This window comes from Streptococcus oralis subsp. tigurinus, from assembly GCF_002093545.1.
Lineage (GTDB): Bacteria > Bacillota > Bacilli > Lactobacillales > Streptococcaceae > Streptococcus > Streptococcus oralis_C.
In genome coordinates, this window is the sequence record NZ_LNVF01000003.1 from 21319 (window position 1) to 39164 (window position 17846).

A 17846-nucleotide genomic window follows, 5' to 3' on the forward strand; every position below is an offset into this window, starting at 1 on the left:
ACACATGCACATTTTTGATGAGCTAAAAGAGCGTGGTTTGATTTTTCAAACGACTGATGAAGAAGCTTTGCGCAAAGCCCTAGAAGAAGGTCAAGTTTCTTATTATACTGGCTACGATCCAACTGCTGACAGCCTTCACCTAGGCCACCTTGTCGCAATCTTGACAAGTCGTCGTTTGCAACTAGCAGGTCACAAACCTTATGCGCTCGTTGGCGGTGCAACAGGTCTCATCGGAGATCCGTCCTTCAAAGATGCTGAGCGTAGTCTCCAAACAAAAGACACAGTAGAGGGCTGGGTCAAGTCTATCCAAGGACAACTTTCTCGTTTTCTTGACTTTGAAAATGGGGAAAATAAAGCTGTCATGGTCAACAACTACGACTGGTTTGGCAGCATCAGCTTCATTGACTTCCTCCGTGATGTCGGAAAATACTTCACTGTCAACTACATGATGAGCAAGGAGTCTGTGAAGAAACGGATTGAAACAGGGATTTCTTACACTGAGTTTGCCTACCAAATCATGCAAGGGTATGACTTCTACGTCCTTAACCAAGAGCACAACGTAACGCTACAAATCGGTGGTTCTGACCAGTGGGGCAATATGACAGCTGGTACCGAATTGCTTCGTCGTAAGGCTGACAAGACTGGTCACGTTATCACTGTTCCACTCATCACAGACGCAACTGGTAAGAAATTTGGTAAATCAGAAGGAAACGCAGTCTGGCTCAATCCTGAAAAGACTTCTCCATACGAAATGTACCAATTCTGGATGAACGTGATGGATGCTGACGCTGTTCGCTTCTTGAAAATCTTTACCTTCTTATCACTTGATGAGATTGAAGACATCCGCAAACAATTTGAAGCTGCTCCACACGAACGCTTGGCTCAAAAAGTCCTGGCTCGTGAAGTCGTGACTCTTGTTCACGGAGAAGAAGCTTACAAAGAAGCTCTTAACATAACTGAGCAACTCTTTGCTGGAAACATCAAAAACCTTTCTGTCAAAGAACTCAAACAAGGACTTCGTGGAGTGCCAAACTACCAAGTACAGGCAGACGAAAACCACAATATCGTGGAACTTCTCGTCTCATCTGGTGTGGTCAATTCAAAACGCCAAGCCCGTGAAGACGTTCAAAACGGAGCTATCTACGTCAACGGCGACCGTATCCAAGACCTTGACTATGTCTTGAGCGACGCAGATAAGTTAGAAAACGAACTCACTGTTATCCGCCGCGGGAAGAAGAAATACTTTGTGTTGACTTACTAAATTGTTAAACATTTACCTATAAACAAAGGAGTTACCCTCGAGAAAGGTAACTCCTTTTTGCTGTGAATAGTCCCCATCTATCCCTTAATAGACAGGCTACGCAGGACTATGCGTAAGGTTGTTAGATTATGTAGGATAGAGAGGTTTGAAGGACTGAGCCAATTAAACAAGCCAAAGCCAATCAAACTACTATTTACGACAACGGTATCTTGAATATTCTTCTTGATGAGTGTTTGCAAAGATGATGATAGCCAATCCAACTCTTGGAAGAAATCCAAACGATTATCTAACAATAAGATATCGCTCATCTGCTTAGAAATATCTGCACTCTCATTCATCACCACACCGATATCTGATAGGGTTAGAGCCGCTGAGTCATTCAATCCATCTCCAACCATCAAAATCGTGTGACCTGCTTTCTGCAGTTCCTCTACTAACTCAAATTTCCCATCAGGTTTCAAGTCTGTATAGACCTGATCAAAGGGCAAATCTTTGACTAATTCCTCTGTCCTAACCAAGGTGTCCCCTGTTGCCAGAATCAATTTTTTCCCTTGTGCCTTAAGTTTCTCCAAGGCTGCTTTTGCTTCTTTTCTCAAAGGAGTATGAATGCAGAACATTCCAATCAATTCATTCTGATAAGCCAAGAATAAGAGATTGTAGTGACTCTTGTACTCTTCAATTAAAGCATTTTGTTCTGAACTGATATGAATCTGCTCATCCTGCATCAAGACATAATTCCCAATAAGAACTGGTTGGCCATCTATATGAGATTTGATCCCCTTGCTTGCAATATATTGGAGTTTCCCATGCATTTCCTCATGTTCAATTCCCTCTATCTCAGCTTGCTTGACGATGGCATTAGCAATAGGATGATAAATGTGTTCCTCAAGACAGGCACTGATTCTGAGAATATCTTCCTCACTATAGTCCCCAAAAGGTAACACCTTTTCAACTATAGGATAACTAGTTGTGATTGTTCCCGTCTTATCAAACAAGAAAGTATCAACTTCCAGATATTTCTCCAGAACATCCCCATCCTTAATCACCATTTCACGGTTCAACCCCTCCTTGATAGCTGTCAAATAAGCTACAGGAGTAGAGATTTTCAAAGCGCAGGAGAAATCGACTAATAGGAAAGAAATAGCCTTAGAAAAAGAACCTGTTAATAGGTAAGTTAGCCCAGCCCCCAAGAAATTATATTTGACGACCTTATCCGCCATCTTGATGAAATAGCGTTGTTTCGTTTTCTTGTTTTCTTCAGATTTCTTCATTAACTCAATCAGTTGTAAAATCCGGCTGTTCATCTGATTATCGGTTACACGAATGCGTAACTCTCCAGTTTCTAATACTGTATTTGCACAAACCAAATCAGACTCTCTTTTTTCAACTGGAAAACTCTCTCCCGTCAAGGAACTTTCGTTGACCATACCTAAACCTGAAACTACTTGTCCATCAAACAGAATTTCATTTCCTTGAGATAGGACCAAGACATCTCCTATTTGAACATCGGAACTCTTGATACTAACAACCGTATCGCCCTGTACTAAGAATACGTCGCTCTCTTTTGCAAGAAGGCTTTGTTCTAAATCTGTTGCAGTTTTTTTCAAAGACCACTGATCTAAATGATTCCCCAAATCAAGCATAAACATGATATTGCTAGCTGTCTTGGATTGGTTCATAAACAAGGACAATAAAATCGCCGAACAGTCCAAGACTTCCATCGTTAGTTCCTTACGCGCTAGTGTTTGATAGGCTTCTCTAATATAACCCAAAGCCTGATAACAAGTCCATATATAGCGAATAGGATACGGCACAAAACTACGAAAAAGTACACGCTTAATCGCTGCACCTGAAACAATAGAATAAGCACTCTCTTCTCTACGAATGGGAAGAGTCATCAACTCAGAAACTTTCCCTTTATCAATTCTTTTTAAAAAGGCTTCTGCATTATCTAATACAGAAAAGCCTTCTTTTATGCGTAGAGTAAAGTGCTGTTGATCCATGTAAAACTGGATAGACTCAATCCCCTTTTCATCTCTCGCCAAGGAACGAAGATAGTCTTGAATATCCAAGGTGAGTGAAAAAGAAGATGATAGTCGGATATGTTGGTATCCTCTATGTAGCACTTTAAAAGACATATTATTCTCCTATAAGGCTATCTAATTGCTCTTCTTTTTTCTCTTGCTCGTACAAATATTTGGCATCTTGCAAGACATCGTCTCCATGTTGTTTCACAATAGAAACAGATGCATCCAATTCGTCTTTCAATTTGTAAGCCTTAGCCAAAGCTTTAGAATAGCCTTTTTTAGCTTCTTTACTTGCCAAGATTTTCAAACCAAGAGTGCCAAATGCTACACCACCCAAAAAGAGTGATGATTTTTTCGCAGCTTTTGCGATGGTTAATACTTCTTTTAACATAGTCGTTTCCTCCTTATCATTATTATATAGCAATTTAGATATAAAAGCAATTCCATTCTATGGATTAAAGAATTGGATTTATTTCTATTGAATCTCATATCTACATACTCCTATACTTGCTTTCGCTTGCCTCTTTTGCTAGACTTAAACTATGAATACAAACCTCAAACCAAAACTCCAGCGCTTCGCTACTGCTAGCGCTTTTGCCTGCCCCATCTGCCAAGAAAATCTGACCTTGGTCGAAACTAGTCTCAAGTGTAGCAATCGCCATTCTTTTGACTTGGCAAAATTCGGCTATGTCAATCTGACTCCTCAAATCAAGCAATCTGCCAACTACGACAAGGAAAACTTTCAAAACCGCCAAGAAATCCTAGAAGCTGGCTTTTATCAGACTATCTTAGAAACCATCTCAGACCTGCTTGCAAGCCTAGAAACTGCCAAAACTATCTTGGATATCGGTTGTGGCGAAGGATTCTACTCTCGTAAACTCCAACAAACACACTCTGACAAGACCTTCTACGCCTTTGATATTTCAAAAGATTCCGTTCAAATCGCTGCCAAGAGCGAACCCAACTGGGCGGTCAACTGGTTTGTCGGTGACCTGGCTCGTCTCCCTATAAAAGACGCCAGCATAGATATCCTGCTTGATATCTTTTCGCCTGCCAACTATGGGGAATTCCGTCGCGTTTTATCCAAAGATGGTATTTTGATCAAGGTCATCCCGACTGAAAATCACCTCAAGGAAATCCGTCAAATGGTGCAGGACCAGCTGACAAAGAAGGATTATTCCAACCAAGATATCAAGGAACATTTCCAGGAACATTTCAGCATCCAATCTAGTCAGATTGCTTCCTTAACAAAACCTATCTCGGCTGAGCAACGCCAAGCCCTGCTTGCCATGACGCCTCTCCTCTTTCACGTTGACCAAACCAAGATTGACTGGAGTCAGTTGACTGAGATTACCATCGAAGCAGAGATTTTAGTTGGGAAAGCAGTGTAAATAAATCTTTCAATAAGACAAAACCCACACCTCCTCTTGAGGTGTGGGTATAAATCGCGATTTTTCAACTGTCTATCCGAAAAGTGGAAAAAATTTTAACCTCTCCATTTATTTTCGATTCGAAATAACAAATTTATCAATAAATAGCAAGTGAAATGAGGCAAGTGATGCCCCATAACAACATCCATGAAAAGAGATTTCTTGATGAGTCAGTGGAAAGGAACTACTATTACCCATATAAAGGCATGACCAAATCACAAATAGTATCCAAAATAAATCAGTCCATTTATATTTTGAAAAATATTTTTTCCACATAAGAACACCTTCTTTCCTGCAATCATATTATAACACTTCGTGTAAGCGGATACAAGAAATGTGAGGTAATCAACTAAGAAGAAGCATGAGGTTGAAAGAGAGTGTTAAACCTTCAATACGTCTATGATTTCTCTCTTTTTAGACCAGATTGATTCAAATCAACATTATTCAAAAAAAGCGAATTTCAATCGAAACTCGCTTTTTTACAAAATGTATTAGTATAAATTTGTATCTTAGTTCAAGTGCCAGATATCTTCGTTGTACTGAGCGATTGTACGGTCAGATGAGAAGAATCCTGCTTTGGCAATGTTAACGATGACTTTATCCAACCATGCGTCGCGGTCTTCGTAGTCAGCAAGCATTTGCTCTTTGACTTTAATGTAGTCTTCCAAGTCAAGGAGAGTCATGAACCAGTCTTTGTTGATCAATTCGTTGTAAAGACGTTCCAAGCGTTCTTTCTTACCTACTGCAAGAACAGCATCGCTCACAATGAAGTCAACCAAAGGTTTGATAGCTTCACGAGCATAGAATTCGCTTGATTTGTAAGCTGCTTTTGCGTAAAGGTCGATAACAGTTTCTGAATCTTCACCAAAGATATAGATGTTTTCGTCGCCAACCAACTCAGCGATTTCCACGTTAGCACCGTCCATAGTACCAAGAGTCAAAGCACCGTTCAACATGAATTTCATGTTACCAGTACCTGAAGCTTCTTTAGAAGCAAGTGAGATTTGTTCTGAGATATCACATGCTGGGATAAGGAAGCTTGCTGCAGTAACGTTGTAGTTTTCAACCATAACCACTTGCAAGTGTGGAGCTACTTCTGGATCATTTGCAATCACTTCTGACAAGCAAAGGATCAAGTGAATGATGTCTTGGGCGATTGTGTAGGCAGGAGCTGCTTTACCACCAAAGAAGACTGTGATTGGACGAGCAGGGATGTTACCAGCCTTGATATCAAGGTATTTGTGGATGACATACAAAGCGTTCATTTGTTGGCGTTTGTACTCGTGAAGACGTTTGATTTGGATATCAAAGATAGAGTTTGTATTGATTTCCACACCTTGGTGATCTTTCAAGTGACGAGCCAATTTACGTTTGTTGTGAGCCTTGATGCTTTCCAATTTTTCTTTGACAGCTGCTTTGTCTTCGTAAGACAAGAGTTTTTCAAGCTCATCTGCTTCATGGTGCCATCCCTCTCCAATAATCTCATCCAAGTAGTGAGATAGTCTTGGGTTGGCATGCATGAGCCAACGACGGAATGTGATACCGTTTGTTTTGTTGTTGAATTTTTCTGGGTAGATGTCGTAGAAAGCTTTCAACTCTGAATTCTTCAAGATCTCAGTGTGGAGTGCTGCCACCCCGTTTACGCTGTATCCATAGTGGATATCCATGTGAGCCATGTGTACACGGTCGTTTTCATCAATGATTTGAACAGCTGGGTCTTTGTATTCTGCTTTCACACGACGGTCCAATTCTTTGATGATTGGTACCAAGTGAGGAACCACTTCTTCCAAGAATTCAAGAGGCCATTTTTCAAGGGCTTCAGCAAGGATTGTGTGGTTCGTGTAGGCAGTCATGCTACGAACGATAGAGATTGCTTCATCAAGTTCGATACCACGTTCAGTCAAAAGACGGATCAATTCAGGGATCACCATTGATGGGTGAGTATCGTTGATTTGTACAACTGCGTAGTCCGCAAGGTCGTGCAAGTTGCTTCCCTTTTCGATTGCTTCGTCGATGATCAATTGCGCGCCGTTTGAAACCATGAAGTATTGTTGGAAGATACGGAGCAATTCACCTTGCTTGTCGCTGTCGTCTGGGTAAAGGAAAAGAGTCAAGTTGCGAGCGATATCCGTCTTGTCAAAGTTGATACCATCTTCGATGATAGAAGAATCAACTGAATCCAAGTCAAACAAACGCAAGCGGTTTTTAGTAGCTGTCTTGTAACCAGGTACGTCGATATCGTAAAGAGTAGATGTCAATGTGAAGTGTGCGAATGGCACTTGGTAGCTACGGCTTGAGCGAACCAACCAGTTTTGCTCTGTCAACCAAGCATTAGGAATCGTTTCTTGTTGGTTGTTTTTAAGAACTTGTTGGAAAAGACCAAAGTGATAGTTCAATCCAACACCGTCACCATTCAAACCAAGTGTAGCGATTGAGTCGATAAAGCAGGCTGCCAAACGTCCCAAACCACCGTTACCAAGTGATGGTTCCAATTCTACTTCTTCGATTTCGATCAACTCTTTACCGGCATCAGCAAGTTCTTTTTTCACATCGTCGTAAAGACCAAGGTTGATCAAGTTGTTTGACAAGAGTTTACCGATCAAGAACTCAGCTGAGATGTAGTAAACTTTCTTCTTACCAGTGTTGACTGGTTTTTGACTGCTAGCAAGCTTGCTGTAGTTGAGAAGAGCAAGGTAAAGCTCTTCATTGCTACATTCTGCGATAGATTTATTGTAACGCTTTTGTACAAATTCTTTTAATGGTAACATGTTTATGTGTCTCCTGATATTGTCTTATTTCTTTAATTCTACCAAATTTTCATTGATTCGGCGATAAATTGTAGTCAAGTCAAGCAAAGTTTCTTCAACAGCTGGTGTGAGTTGGTCTGCTGTCATACGCCATGACCAGTTTCCGCCAAGAGTAGATGGGAAGTTCATACGAGCTGACTCATCTAGTTCTAGCAAATCTTGCATAGTTGCAATAGCCATGAAGCTAACAGATGAAAATACTGTGCGAAGCATTGCGTGTGGCACTGTTTCGTACTCTTTACGGTTCGTGTAGCGCGCCATGTACTCGCGAGTTGGATCGTCGATCTCATTACGATACCAACCAAGAACTGTATTGTTATCGTGTGTTCCTGTGTACATAACAGAGTTAGCAGGTGCCAAGTGTGGGCTATCGATACTTTCGTCTTCTGGATTAAAGGCAAATTGAAGAATCTTCATCCCTGGGAATCCAGTGCGTTCACGCAACTCGATGACTTCATCTGTCATGAAACCAAGGTCTTCTGCGATGATGTTTAGCTCACCAAGCTCTTCCTTAACGGCTGCGAAGAGTTTGTAGCCTGGACCTTTCACCCATTTACCAGGTGCCGCTGTATCGGAACCAGCAGGAATTTCCCAGTAAGATTCGAAACCGCGGAAGTGGTCGATACGAACGATATCGTAGATTTTGAAGCTTTCGCGCAAGCGTTCAACCCACCATTTGTAACCGTCTTTGTCCATTGCTTCCCAGTCATAGATTGGGTTTCCCCAAAGCTGACCAGTGGCAGAAAACTCATCTGGTGGGCATCCTGCGATGCAAGTTGCTTTACCAGTGGCATCTGTCTTGAAGAGATGTGGATTTGCCCACATGTCGCTTGAATCTTCCGCAACATAGATTGGCATATCTCCAACGATTTCGATGTGGTTGTCGTTAGCGTAGGCTTTCAATTTCAACCATTGTTGGAAGAAGAAGTATTGAGTCACACGGTGGTAAACCAACTTGTCTGCCAATTTCTCACGGTAGCTTTCAAGTGCTGAAGCTTTACGCGCACGAGCGTCTGCATCTGGCCATTCTGTCCAAGCAAGATTGTCAAAATGCTCTTTGATAGCCATATATTCTGCGAAGAGTTCGAGCCATGATTGGTTGTCTTGAGCAAACTTCTCAAAATCTTTGACATCACCCACTTTCAAGAAGCGTTTAACTGCTTTTTCTAAAAGCGGACGACGTGCGTAATAAATCTTCGCATAGTCAACTTCAGATGCATCACTACCAAAGTCAACACCTTCAAGGTCACTAGCTTCGAGCAAGCCTTGCTCTACCAAGATATCAAGGTCGATAAAATGCGTATTTCCAGCAAAGGCTGAGAATGATTGATATGGAGAATCTCCATAGCTTGTTGTCCCAAGAGGGAGGATTTGCCAGTAACGTTGCTTCGTACGAACCAAGAAATCAACGAAATCATAGGCAGTCTGACCAAATGATCCAATCCCGTATGCTCCTGGTAGAGAAGAGATGTGCATTAACACACCACTTTGACGTTTTTTCATAATAGCACCTCATGTGTTTGTTATAAAACGTTGCGCAATTAAGGCGCAAACGTTTGCGTTGAATTAAGTATAGCGTATTTCAAAGACAAATGCAAGCGTTTTTAAAAATTTTTTTGAATTATTTTTATCTAACTAAAACTTATTCCCACTGATATTTTACGAAATAAGCGAAAAAATTTTTAAAGATTTTCTGATTTAAGATAATTCATTCCGAACATCTGCTCTATTTTCTGAAAATCGGGCTAGATTAACGCAATCGTTTCCCTTGGTTTTCACAAAATAAAAAAATCAGCGTTTAGGATGTTTTCTTCCTATTAAAAGTAATTATATCCACTTCCAAACCTTAAAAATTTTTTAAAATTTTTTCAAAAAAACCTTGCAACCGTTTTCTATTTGTGCTATACTAAGCTCATGAAGGAAAACGTTTGCGTTTCCCGAATAAATTATAACTGTTATTCTTTAGGAGGAATACACTATGTCATCTAAATTCATGAAGAGCGCTGCTGTGCTCGGAACTGCTACTCTCGCTAGCTTGCTTTTAGTAGCTTGCGGAAGCAAATCTGCCGACAAGGCTGCTGATACTAGCTCTTCAGAAGCAAAAGAACTTACTTTCTACGTTGAAGACCAATATAAAGCCTTCGCTGAATCTGCTGCAAAAGCTTATGAAAAAGAATCTGGCGTAAAAGTTACTATCAAAACAGGGGACCAAATGGGTGGTCTTGACAACCTTTCTCTAGACAACCAATCTGGTAAAGCTGCTGACGTTATGATGGCTCCATACGACCGTGTAGGTAGCCTTGGTACTGACGGACAACTTTCAGAAGTTACTCTTAGCGACGGTGCAAAGACAGACGATAAAACAAAATCACTTGTAACTGTTGGCGGTAAAGTCTATGGTGCTCCAGCTGTCATCGAATCACTCGTTTTGTACTATAACAAAGATTTGCTTAAAGAAGCTCCTAAAACATTTGCTGATTTGGAAAACCTTGCTAAAGACAGCAAATACGCTTTCGCTGGTGAAGATGGCAAAACTACTGCCTTCCTAGCTGACTGGACAAACTTCTACTACTCATACGGACTTCTTGCTGGTAATGGCGGTTACGTATTTGGCCAAAACGGTAAAGATCCTAAAGATATCGGACTTGCAAACGAAGGTTCAATTACAGCTATCAACTATGCTAAATCTTGGTATGAAAAATGGCCTAAAGGTATGCAAGATACTGAAGGAGCTCCAAACTTAATCCAAACCCAATTCCAAGAAGGTAAAACTGCTGCTATCATCGATGGCCCTTGGAAAGCTCAAGCATTCAAAGATGCTAAAGTAAACTACGGTGTTGCGACTATCCCAACTCTTCCAAACGGTAAAAACTATGAAACATTTGGTGGTGGTAAAGCTTGGGTTATCCCAGCAAGCACTAAGAACCTTGAAGGAGCTCAAAAATTTGTAGACTTCCTTGTATCAACTGAACAACAAAAAGCGTTCTACGACGCTACGAACGAAATCCCAGCTAATACTGAAGCTCGTACTTATGCTGAAGGCAAAAAAGATGAGTTGACAACAGCCGTGATTGAACAGTTCAAGAACGCTCAACCAATGCCAAACATCTCACAAATGTCAGCTGTTTGGGACCCAGCTAAAACAATGCTCTTTGAAGCTGTAAGTGGTACGAAAGATGCGAAAACAGCTGCTAACGATGCTGTAACATTGATTAAGGACACAATCAAACAAAAATTTGGTGAATAATTGATTTGTTCAAGGGGGGTGGAAGCAAAATCCCCCTTTGAATTTATAGATACGCCTATTATCATACGCACGTATCTTACGATCGAATCCGAGTTTTATCTCGCATCCTATGAAAGGAGTAATCATGGAAAAACAACAGCCTCGCAAAGCAGCCTTGCTGTCAATCATTCCTGGTTTAGGACAAATTTATAACAAACAAAAAGCTAAAGGATTTATTTTCCTTGGTGTTACCGTTTTATTTGTTCTGTATTTTCTAACACTTGCAAGCCCTGAATTGAGCAATTTAATCACTCTTGGTGACAAACCTGGTCGTGACAATTCACTTTTCATGCTGATTCGCGGTGCTTTCCATTCTATCTTTGTTGTCGTTTACTTGCTCTTTTATATCTTTAATATCAAGGACGCACATACAACTGCTAAACGTATCAACAACGGGATTCCTGTAGCTCGTACCTTTAAGGATATGATTAAAGGTATTTATGAGAATGGATTCCCATACCTTTTGATCATCCCATCGTATGTAGCGATGACATTTGCGATTATCTTTCCAGTTATCGTAACCTTGATGATTGCCTTTACCAACTATGACTTCCAACATTTACCACCAAATAAATTGTTGGACTGGGTTGGTTTGACGAACTTCACAAACATCTGGAGCTTGAGTACCTTCCGTTCAGCCTTTGGTTCCGTTCTTTCTTGGACCATTATCTGGGCTTTAGCTGCTTCTACTTTGCAGATTGTTATTGGTATCTTTACAGCAATCATTGCCAACCAACCATTTATCAAAGGAAAACGTATCTTTGGTGTTATTTTCCTTCTTCCTTGGGCAGTTCCAGCCTTCATCACTATCTTGACGTTCTCAAATATGTTTAATGATAGTGTTGGTGCCATCAACACCCAAGTCTTGCCTCTCTTGTCTAAGATTCTTCCTTTCCTAGATGGAGCGCTTATCCCTTGGAAAACAGATCCAACTTGGACTAAGATTGCCTTGATTATGATGCAAGGTTGGCTAGGATTCCCATACATCTACGTTTTGACCTTGGGTATCTTGCAGTCTATTCCTAACGACCTCTACGAAGCGGCTTATATCGATGGTGCCAATGCTTGGCAAAAATTCCGTAACATCACTTTCCCAATGATCTTGGCTGTTGCAGCTCCAACATTGATTAGCCAATACACCTTCAACTTTAACAACTTCTCTATCATGTATCTCTTTAATGGTGGAGGTCCTGGTACTGTCGGAGGCGGAGCCGGTTCAACTGATATCTTGATTTCATGGATTTACCGTTTGACAACAGGTACATCTCCTCAATACTCTATGGCGGCAGCTGTTACCTTGATTATCTCAATCATTGTCATCTCTATCTCTATGATCGCATTCAAGAAACTACACGCATTTGATATGGAGGACGTCTAAGATGAATAACTCAATCAAACTCAAACGTAGACTGACTCAAACCCTCACTTACCTCTACTTGATTGGCCTATCAATTGTCATTATCTATCCACTTTTGATTACTATCATGTCAGCCTTTAAAGCAGGTAACGTCGCAGCCTTTAAACTCGATACTAACATCGACTTCAATTTTGATAACTTTAAAGGACTCTTTACCGAAACTTTGTACGGTACTTGGTACCTCAATACTTTGATCATTGCCTTTATCACAATGGCTGTTCAAACAAGTATCATCGTACTTGCTGGTTATGCTTATAGCCGTTACAACTTCTTGGCTCGTAAACAAAGTTTGGTCTTCTTCTTGATTATCCAAATGGTGCCAACCATGGCCGCATTGACCGCCTTCTTCGTTATGGCGCTTATGTTGAACGCCCTTAACCATAGCTGGTTCCTCATCTTCCTCTACGTCGGTGGAGGTATTCCGATGAATGCTTGGCTCATGAAAGGTTACTTTGATACTGTGCCAATGTCTCTTGACGAATCTGCAAAACTAGATGGTGCAGGACACTTCCGTCGCTTCTGGCAAATTGTCCTTCCGCTCGTTCGCCCAATGGTGGCTGTACAAGCCCTCTGGGCCTTCATGGGACCTTTCGGGGATTACATCCTCTCTAGTTTCTTGCTTCGTGAGAAAGAATACTTTACTGTTGCCGTTGGTCTCCAGACCTTCGTTAGCAATGTGAAAAACATGAAGATCGCCTACTTCTCAGCAGGTGCTATCCTCATCGCCCTTCCAATCTGTATTCTCTTCTTCTTCCTACAAAAGAACTTTGTTTCAGGACTTACAAGTGGTGGCGACAAGGGATAATTTATCCCCGCCACCCTTTTTCATTTTATACTCTTCGAAAATCTCTTCAAACCACGTCAGCTTTATCTCCAACCTCAAAGCTGTGCTTTGAGCAACCTGCGACTAGCTTCCTAGTTTGCTCTTTGATTTTCATTGAGTATTAGAAATTGTTACTGTAAATAATATTCTTGCAACAAGCAATTTATCTCCTAGACTTGAAATAAAGCACATTTCTCTATATAATAATACTCATATAGAAAACACTTTTAGAAAGATGCCTATGCTTCCATATCCATTCTCGTATTTCTCTAGTATCTGGGGATTTCGTAAGCCCCTATCAAAACGTTTCGGCCTCAACTGGTTTCAGCTTCTCTTTACGAGCATTTTCCTCATCAGTTTGTCTATGGTTCCGATTGCTATTCAAAACAGCTCACAGGAAACGTATCCACTGGATACCTTTATCGATAATGTCTATACTCCACTGACAGATGAAGCCATCATGGACTTGTCAGAGAATGCACAAATCGTTGATGGAAAACTGAACTACTCAGGCACTAAGAATCAGCAGCCTTCTCTTTTGATTGGCCCGAGCCAAAACAAAGAATTGCCAAAGGACTTGCAACTTCATTTTGATACGGAAGAACTCGTCATCAGTAAGGAAAGTAAGGAACTGACTCGCATTCGCTACCACGCGATTCAAACGGAGAGTTTCCAGAGTAAGGAAGATCTAACCCAGGCCATTTCTAAAGATTGGTACCAACAAAATCGGGTCTATATCAGTCTCTTTCTCGTTCTTGGTGCAAGCTTCCTCTTTGGATTGAATTTTTTCATTGTCTCTCTTGGAGCTAGTTTTCTCCTTTATATCACCAAAAAATCACGCCTCTTTTCATTTAGGACTTTTAAAGAGTGCTACCATTTTATCTTGAACTGTTTAGGATTACCTACTCTGATTACGCTTATTTTGGGACTTTTTGGCCAAAATATGGCAACCCTTATCACTGTACAAAACATTCTTTTTGTTCTTTATCTGGTCACCATTTTTTACAAGACACACTTCCGTGATCCAGATTATCATAAATAGGAGATTTTTATGCCCGTTACGATTAAAGACGTGGCCAAGGCAGCAGGTGTCTCACCTTCAACTGTTACCCGCGTTATTCAAAACAAATCAACGATTAGTGATGAAACCAAAAAACGAGTTCGCAAGGCGATGAAGGAGCTCAACTACCACCCCAATCTCAATGCTCGTAGCTTGGTAAGTAGCTATACTCAAGTTATCGGCCTGGTGCTTCCTGACGACTCGGATGCCTTTTACCAAAATCCTTTCTTCCCATCTGTTCTACGAGGGATCGCCCAAGTGGCATCTGAGAACCACTATGCTATCCAGATTGCAACGGGGAAAGATGCAAAAGAGCGGCTCAAAGCTATTTCCCAGATGGTCTATGGTAAGCGTGTAGATGGTTTGATTTTCCTCTATGCCCAAGAAGAGGATCCTTTGGTTAAGCTAGTAGCAGATGAGCAATTTCCTTTCCTTATCTTAGGTAAATCTCTATCTCCCTTCATTCCGCTCGTCGATAATGACAATGTCCAGGCAGGTTTTGATGCGACAGAATATTTCATCAAAAAAGGATGCAAGCGAATTGCCTTCATCGGAGGAACCAAAAAACTTTTCGTAACACAAGATCGTCTAATGGGTTATGAGTTAGCTCTTAAACGATACCAACTTCCTATTGATCCAAATCTGACCTACTTTGCGACCGAATTTCTTGAAGATAATGGTTATCGCTTTAGTAAACTTCTCTTCGAACATGATCCAAATATTGATGCTATTATTACTATTGATAGCCTTCTTGCTGCAGGGGTCTGTGATTACATCGCAAAACACCAACTGGATGTCCCTGTCCTCAGCTTTGACTCGGTCAACCCTAAACTGAACTTGGCAGCCTATGTGGATATCAATAGTTTAGAACTCGGGCGCGTTTCCTTTGAAACCATTCTCCAGATCATCAACGATGCTAAAAACAATAAACAGATTTGTTACCGCCAGTTGATTGGACACAAAATTATCGAAAAATAAAGACCAGCCCCAAGGCTGGTCTTTTGAGTATGATTAATTGTCTGTTTCTACGAATCGTCCTAGGATGTGGACATTTTCAGATACAGAGACAAAGGCTGTTGGATCGACCTGTTTCATGATGTGTTTAAAATCATTAAACTCTGCTCGTGTGATAACCGTAATCAAGACTGCTTTTCTCTCATGATTATAGGTTCCTTCTGCATCGTGGATCATAGTTGCTCCGCGGTGCAATTTTTTATGGATTTTTGCAATTACCTTGTCAGGATTATTGGTCACAATCATGGCCTGCATGCGTTTTTGCTTGGTAAAGACCGCGTCTGTCACACGACTGGAGACAAAGATAGTAATCATGGAGTAGAGGGCGTATTTCCAACCAAAGGTCAATCCTGCTATCAGCATGATGGTTCCATTTACTAGGAAAGAAATACTACCGACATTCTTACCCGTTTTCTTTCGAATGGTCAGACTGACGATATCTGTACCTCCGCTAGAAATATTGTTACGGAGCGCAAAACCAATCCCCAAGCCCATGACAACACCCCCAAAAAGAGCATTGATGATGGGATCCTCTGTCAAGGTCACAACTGGTACAAGCTGGATAAAGAGGGAACTCATGGATACTGTGATAAAGGTAAAGATTGTAAACTTATGCCCAATCTGATACCAAGCCAAAATCATCAACGGAAAATTGATAGCATAAAAGGTTAGCGATATCGGAATGTAAAAACCAAACCAGTGATTACTCAAGGCAGAGATAATCTGTGCCAGACCTGTCGCACCACTGGAGTAAACGTGTCCTGGTTGAAAAAAGAAATTGACTGCTACCGCTGACAGAAAGCCATAAACCAGAGAAGCCGATACTTTCTCATCATATTTTTCCCGAGAGATACTTTGTAAAACTCGTAAGATTTTTATCTGATAAGCAAAGCGGCGCAGATAATAGCGCCACCGCTTAATTCGTTTTGCTTGTTTCATCTTCTTCTACTTGTAAGCTGAGTTCCTCTAGTTGTTTGAGAGCGACTGTTGATGGAGCTTGAGTCATTGGGTCGGTTGCCTTATTGTTCTTAGGAAAGGCAATGACTTCACGGATATTTTCTTCTCCTGCTAAGAGCATCACAAAACGATCAAGTCCAATAGCCAAGCCACCATGTGGTGGGAAACCATAGTCCATGGCTTCAAGAAGGAAGCCAAACTGGTCATTGGCTTCTTCAGCTGAGAAACCAAGAGCCTTAAACATGCGTTCTTGAAGGTCTTTTTGGTTGATACGAAGACTACCACCACCAAGCTCATAACCATTCAAGACGATATCGTAAGCAATGGCACGAACCTTAGCCAAATCACCTTCTAATTCGTGAGCTGTTTCTTCCTGTGGAAGAGTAAACGGATGGTGGGCACTCATGTAGCGGCCTTCTTCTTCAGACCATTCAAACATTGGCCAATCAACCACCCAAAGGAAGTTGAATTTATCGTTATCAATCAAGTCAAACTCTTTGGCGATACGGCCACGAAGGGCGCCTAGTGTTGCATTGGCCACTTCAAGCGTATCCGCCACAAATAGAACCAAATCCTTATCTTCAAGACCAAGTGCTGCAGTCAAATCTGCTTGGATCCCAGTCAAGAACTTGGCAACTGGTCCATTTAATTCTCCATCAACTACCTTGACCCAAGCAAGACCTTTGGCTCCGTACTGTTTGGCTACTTCGGTCATCTTGTCGATGTCTTTACGTGAGTAGTTATCTGCAGCTCCTTTGACCACAATAGCTTTAACGGCAGGTGCTTCTGAGAAGACTTTGAAATCAACACCCTTGACTACTTCTGTCAAGTCCTGAAGCAACATGTCAAAACGGGTATCAGGTTTGTCAGAACCGTAAAGAGCCATTGCGTCATCATACTTCATACGAGGAAATGGAAGCGTCACGTCGATGCCTTTTGTTTCTTTCATCACGCGTGCAATCAAGCCTTCTGTAATATCTTGGATCTCCTGCTCCGTAAGGAAGGATGTTTCCAAGTCGACCTGAGTGAACTCAGGCTGGCGGTCACCACGCAAGTCCTCGTCACGGAAACATTTGACGATTTGGTAATAACGGTCAAAACCAGCATTCATCAACAACTGTTTTGTAATCTGTGGGCTCTGAGGAAGAGCGTAGAAATGCCCTTTATTGACACGAGATGGCACCAAATAGTCACGTGCCCCTTCTGGCGTTGATTTAGAAAGGAATGGCGTCTCCACATCGATAAACTCCAACTCATCCAAGTAGTTACGGATTGAGTGGGTCACCTTGGCACGAAGCTTAAGGTTTTCTAGCATTTCTGGACGACGAAGGTCAAGGTAACGGTAACGCAAACGTGTATCGTCATTGGCCTCAATCCCATCTTTAATCTCAAAAGGCGTTGTTTTAGCTGTATTAAGCACTGTCAAAGCTGTCACGTTTAACTCAACCGCACCAGTCGGCAATTTATCATTGGCTTGCTCACGCGCAACGACTTGACCAGTCACCTCGATAACAAATTCGCTACGAAGGCTTTCAGCTGTTGCCATAACCTCTGCAGATACTTTTTCAGGGTTGATAACCAACTGCATGATTCCTTCACGGTCACGAAGGTCGATAAAGATCAAACCACCAAGGTCACGACGACGGCTAACCCAGCCTTTCAAGGTCATTTCTTGTCCGATGTGTTCCTCACGAACACGACCAGCATACATACTACGTTTCATGTTTTCTCTCCTCTTTTATTCTGTTACTATTTTACCACAAA

14 protein-coding genes are annotated in these 17846 nt (G+C 41.4%); 7 read left to right on the forward strand and 7 right to left on the reverse strand.

Features of this window, described 5'->3' with window-relative positions:
- The first annotated feature begins 4 nt into the window (after window positions 1-4).
- On the forward strand, window positions 5-1261 hold the full coding sequence (gene tyrS / locus ATE34_RS05485) for a tyrosine--tRNA ligase (protein WP_000546907.1): 1257 nt from the start codon (window positions 5-7) through the stop codon (window positions 1259-1261).
- Between the two features lie 77 nt (window positions 1262-1338).
- On the opposite strand, the gene ATE34_RS05490 is transcribed toward tyrS, so the two are convergent.
- Together ATE34_RS05490 and ATE34_RS05495 are read right to left on the reverse strand one after the other, a co-directional pair.
- Window positions 1339-3399, reverse strand: coding sequence for a heavy metal translocating P-type ATPase (locus tag ATE34_RS05490; protein WP_000008775.1), 2061 nt, complete (start codon window positions 3397-3399; stop codon window positions 1339-1341).
- 1 nt (window position 3400) lies between these two features.
- Window positions 3401-3679, reverse strand: coding sequence for a DUF6110 family protein (locus ATE34_RS05495; RefSeq protein ID WP_000910905.1), 279 nt, complete (start codon window positions 3677-3679; stop codon window positions 3401-3403).
- Window positions 3680-3830: 151 nt separating this feature from the next.
- Here ATE34_RS05495 and ATE34_RS05500 point away from each other — a divergent pair, with 151 nt between their 5' ends.
- Window positions 3831-4679 (forward strand): putative RNA methyltransferase, encoded by an 849-nt coding sequence (locus tag ATE34_RS05500; RefSeq protein ID WP_001095541.1) that lies wholly within the window; start codon window positions 3831-3833, stop codon window positions 4677-4679.
- Window positions 4680-4787: 108 nt separating this feature from the next.
- Here the strand turns inward: ATE34_RS05500 and ATE34_RS11335 are convergent, their stop codons facing one another.
- The 3 genes from ATE34_RS11335 to malQ all read right to left on the reverse strand — a co-directional run bounded on the left by ATE34_RS11335 (window position 4788) and on the right by malQ (window position 9028).
- A complete protein-coding gene (locus ATE34_RS11335; RefSeq protein ID WP_033587430.1) occupies window positions 4788-4994 on the reverse strand; it encodes a hypothetical protein in 207 nt (68 codons plus the stop codon).
- Window positions 4995-5227: 233 nt separating this feature from the next.
- A complete protein-coding gene (gene glgP, locus ATE34_RS05510) occupies window positions 5228-7486 on the reverse strand; it encodes a glycogen/starch/alpha-glucan family phosphorylase (RefSeq protein ID WP_084911281.1) in 2259 nt (752 codons plus the stop codon).
- A gap of 24 nt (window positions 7487-7510) precedes the next feature.
- On the reverse strand, window positions 7511-9028 hold the full coding sequence (malQ, locus tag ATE34_RS05515) for a 4-alpha-glucanotransferase (RefSeq protein WP_084911282.1): 1518 nt from the start codon (window positions 9026-9028) through the stop codon (window positions 7511-7513).
- A gap of 475 nt (window positions 9029-9503) precedes the next feature.
- Between malQ and ATE34_RS05520 the strand changes: the two genes are divergently transcribed.
- The 5 genes from ATE34_RS05520 to ATE34_RS05540 all read left to right on the forward strand — a co-directional run bounded on the left by ATE34_RS05520 (window position 9504) and on the right by ATE34_RS05540 (window position 15089).
- Window positions 9504-10772 (forward strand): extracellular solute-binding protein, encoded by a 1269-nt coding sequence (locus ATE34_RS05520; RefSeq protein WP_084911283.1) that lies wholly within the window; start codon window positions 9504-9506, stop codon window positions 10770-10772.
- A 124-nt stretch (window positions 10773-10896) separates the two neighbouring features.
- Window positions 10897-12189 carry a sugar ABC transporter permease gene (locus ATE34_RS05525; RefSeq protein ID WP_180382674.1) on the forward strand — a complete coding sequence of 431 codons (1293 nt, stop codon included), beginning with the start codon at window positions 10897-10899 and terminating at the stop codon, window positions 12187-12189.
- 1 nt (window position 12190) lies between these two features.
- Window positions 12191-13033 carry a sugar ABC transporter permease gene (locus tag ATE34_RS05530; protein WP_001065640.1) on the forward strand — a complete coding sequence of 281 codons (843 nt, stop codon included), beginning with the start codon at window positions 12191-12193 and terminating at the stop codon, window positions 13031-13033.
- A gap of 259 nt (window positions 13034-13292) precedes the next feature.
- The gene (locus ATE34_RS05535) at window positions 13293-14093 is read left to right on the forward strand and encodes a DUF1189 domain-containing protein (RefSeq protein ID WP_049490090.1); all 801 of its coding nucleotides are present in this window, start codon (window positions 13293-13295) and stop codon (window positions 14091-14093) included.
- 9 nt (window positions 14094-14102) lie between these two features.
- The gene (locus ATE34_RS05540; protein WP_045618053.1) at window positions 14103-15089 is read left to right on the forward strand and encodes a LacI family DNA-binding transcriptional regulator; all 987 of its coding nucleotides are present in this window, start codon (window positions 14103-14105) and stop codon (window positions 15087-15089) included.
- Window positions 15090-15122: 33 nt separating this feature from the next.
- Here the strand turns inward: ATE34_RS05540 and ATE34_RS05545 are convergent, their stop codons facing one another.
- Together ATE34_RS05545 and aspS are read right to left on the reverse strand one after the other, a co-directional pair.
- Complete coding sequence (locus ATE34_RS05545) at window positions 15123-16064, reverse strand: YitT family protein (RefSeq protein WP_000806299.1); 942 nt, start codon at window positions 16062-16064, stop codon at window positions 15123-15125.
- Window positions 16042-17805 (reverse strand): aspartate--tRNA ligase, encoded by a 1764-nt coding sequence (gene aspS, locus ATE34_RS05550; RefSeq protein WP_007522677.1) that lies wholly within the window; start codon window positions 17803-17805, stop codon window positions 16042-16044. The genes ATE34_RS05545 and aspS overlap by 23 nt, the downstream gene beginning before the upstream one ends.
- Between the last annotated feature and the right edge of the window lie 41 nt (window positions 17806-17846).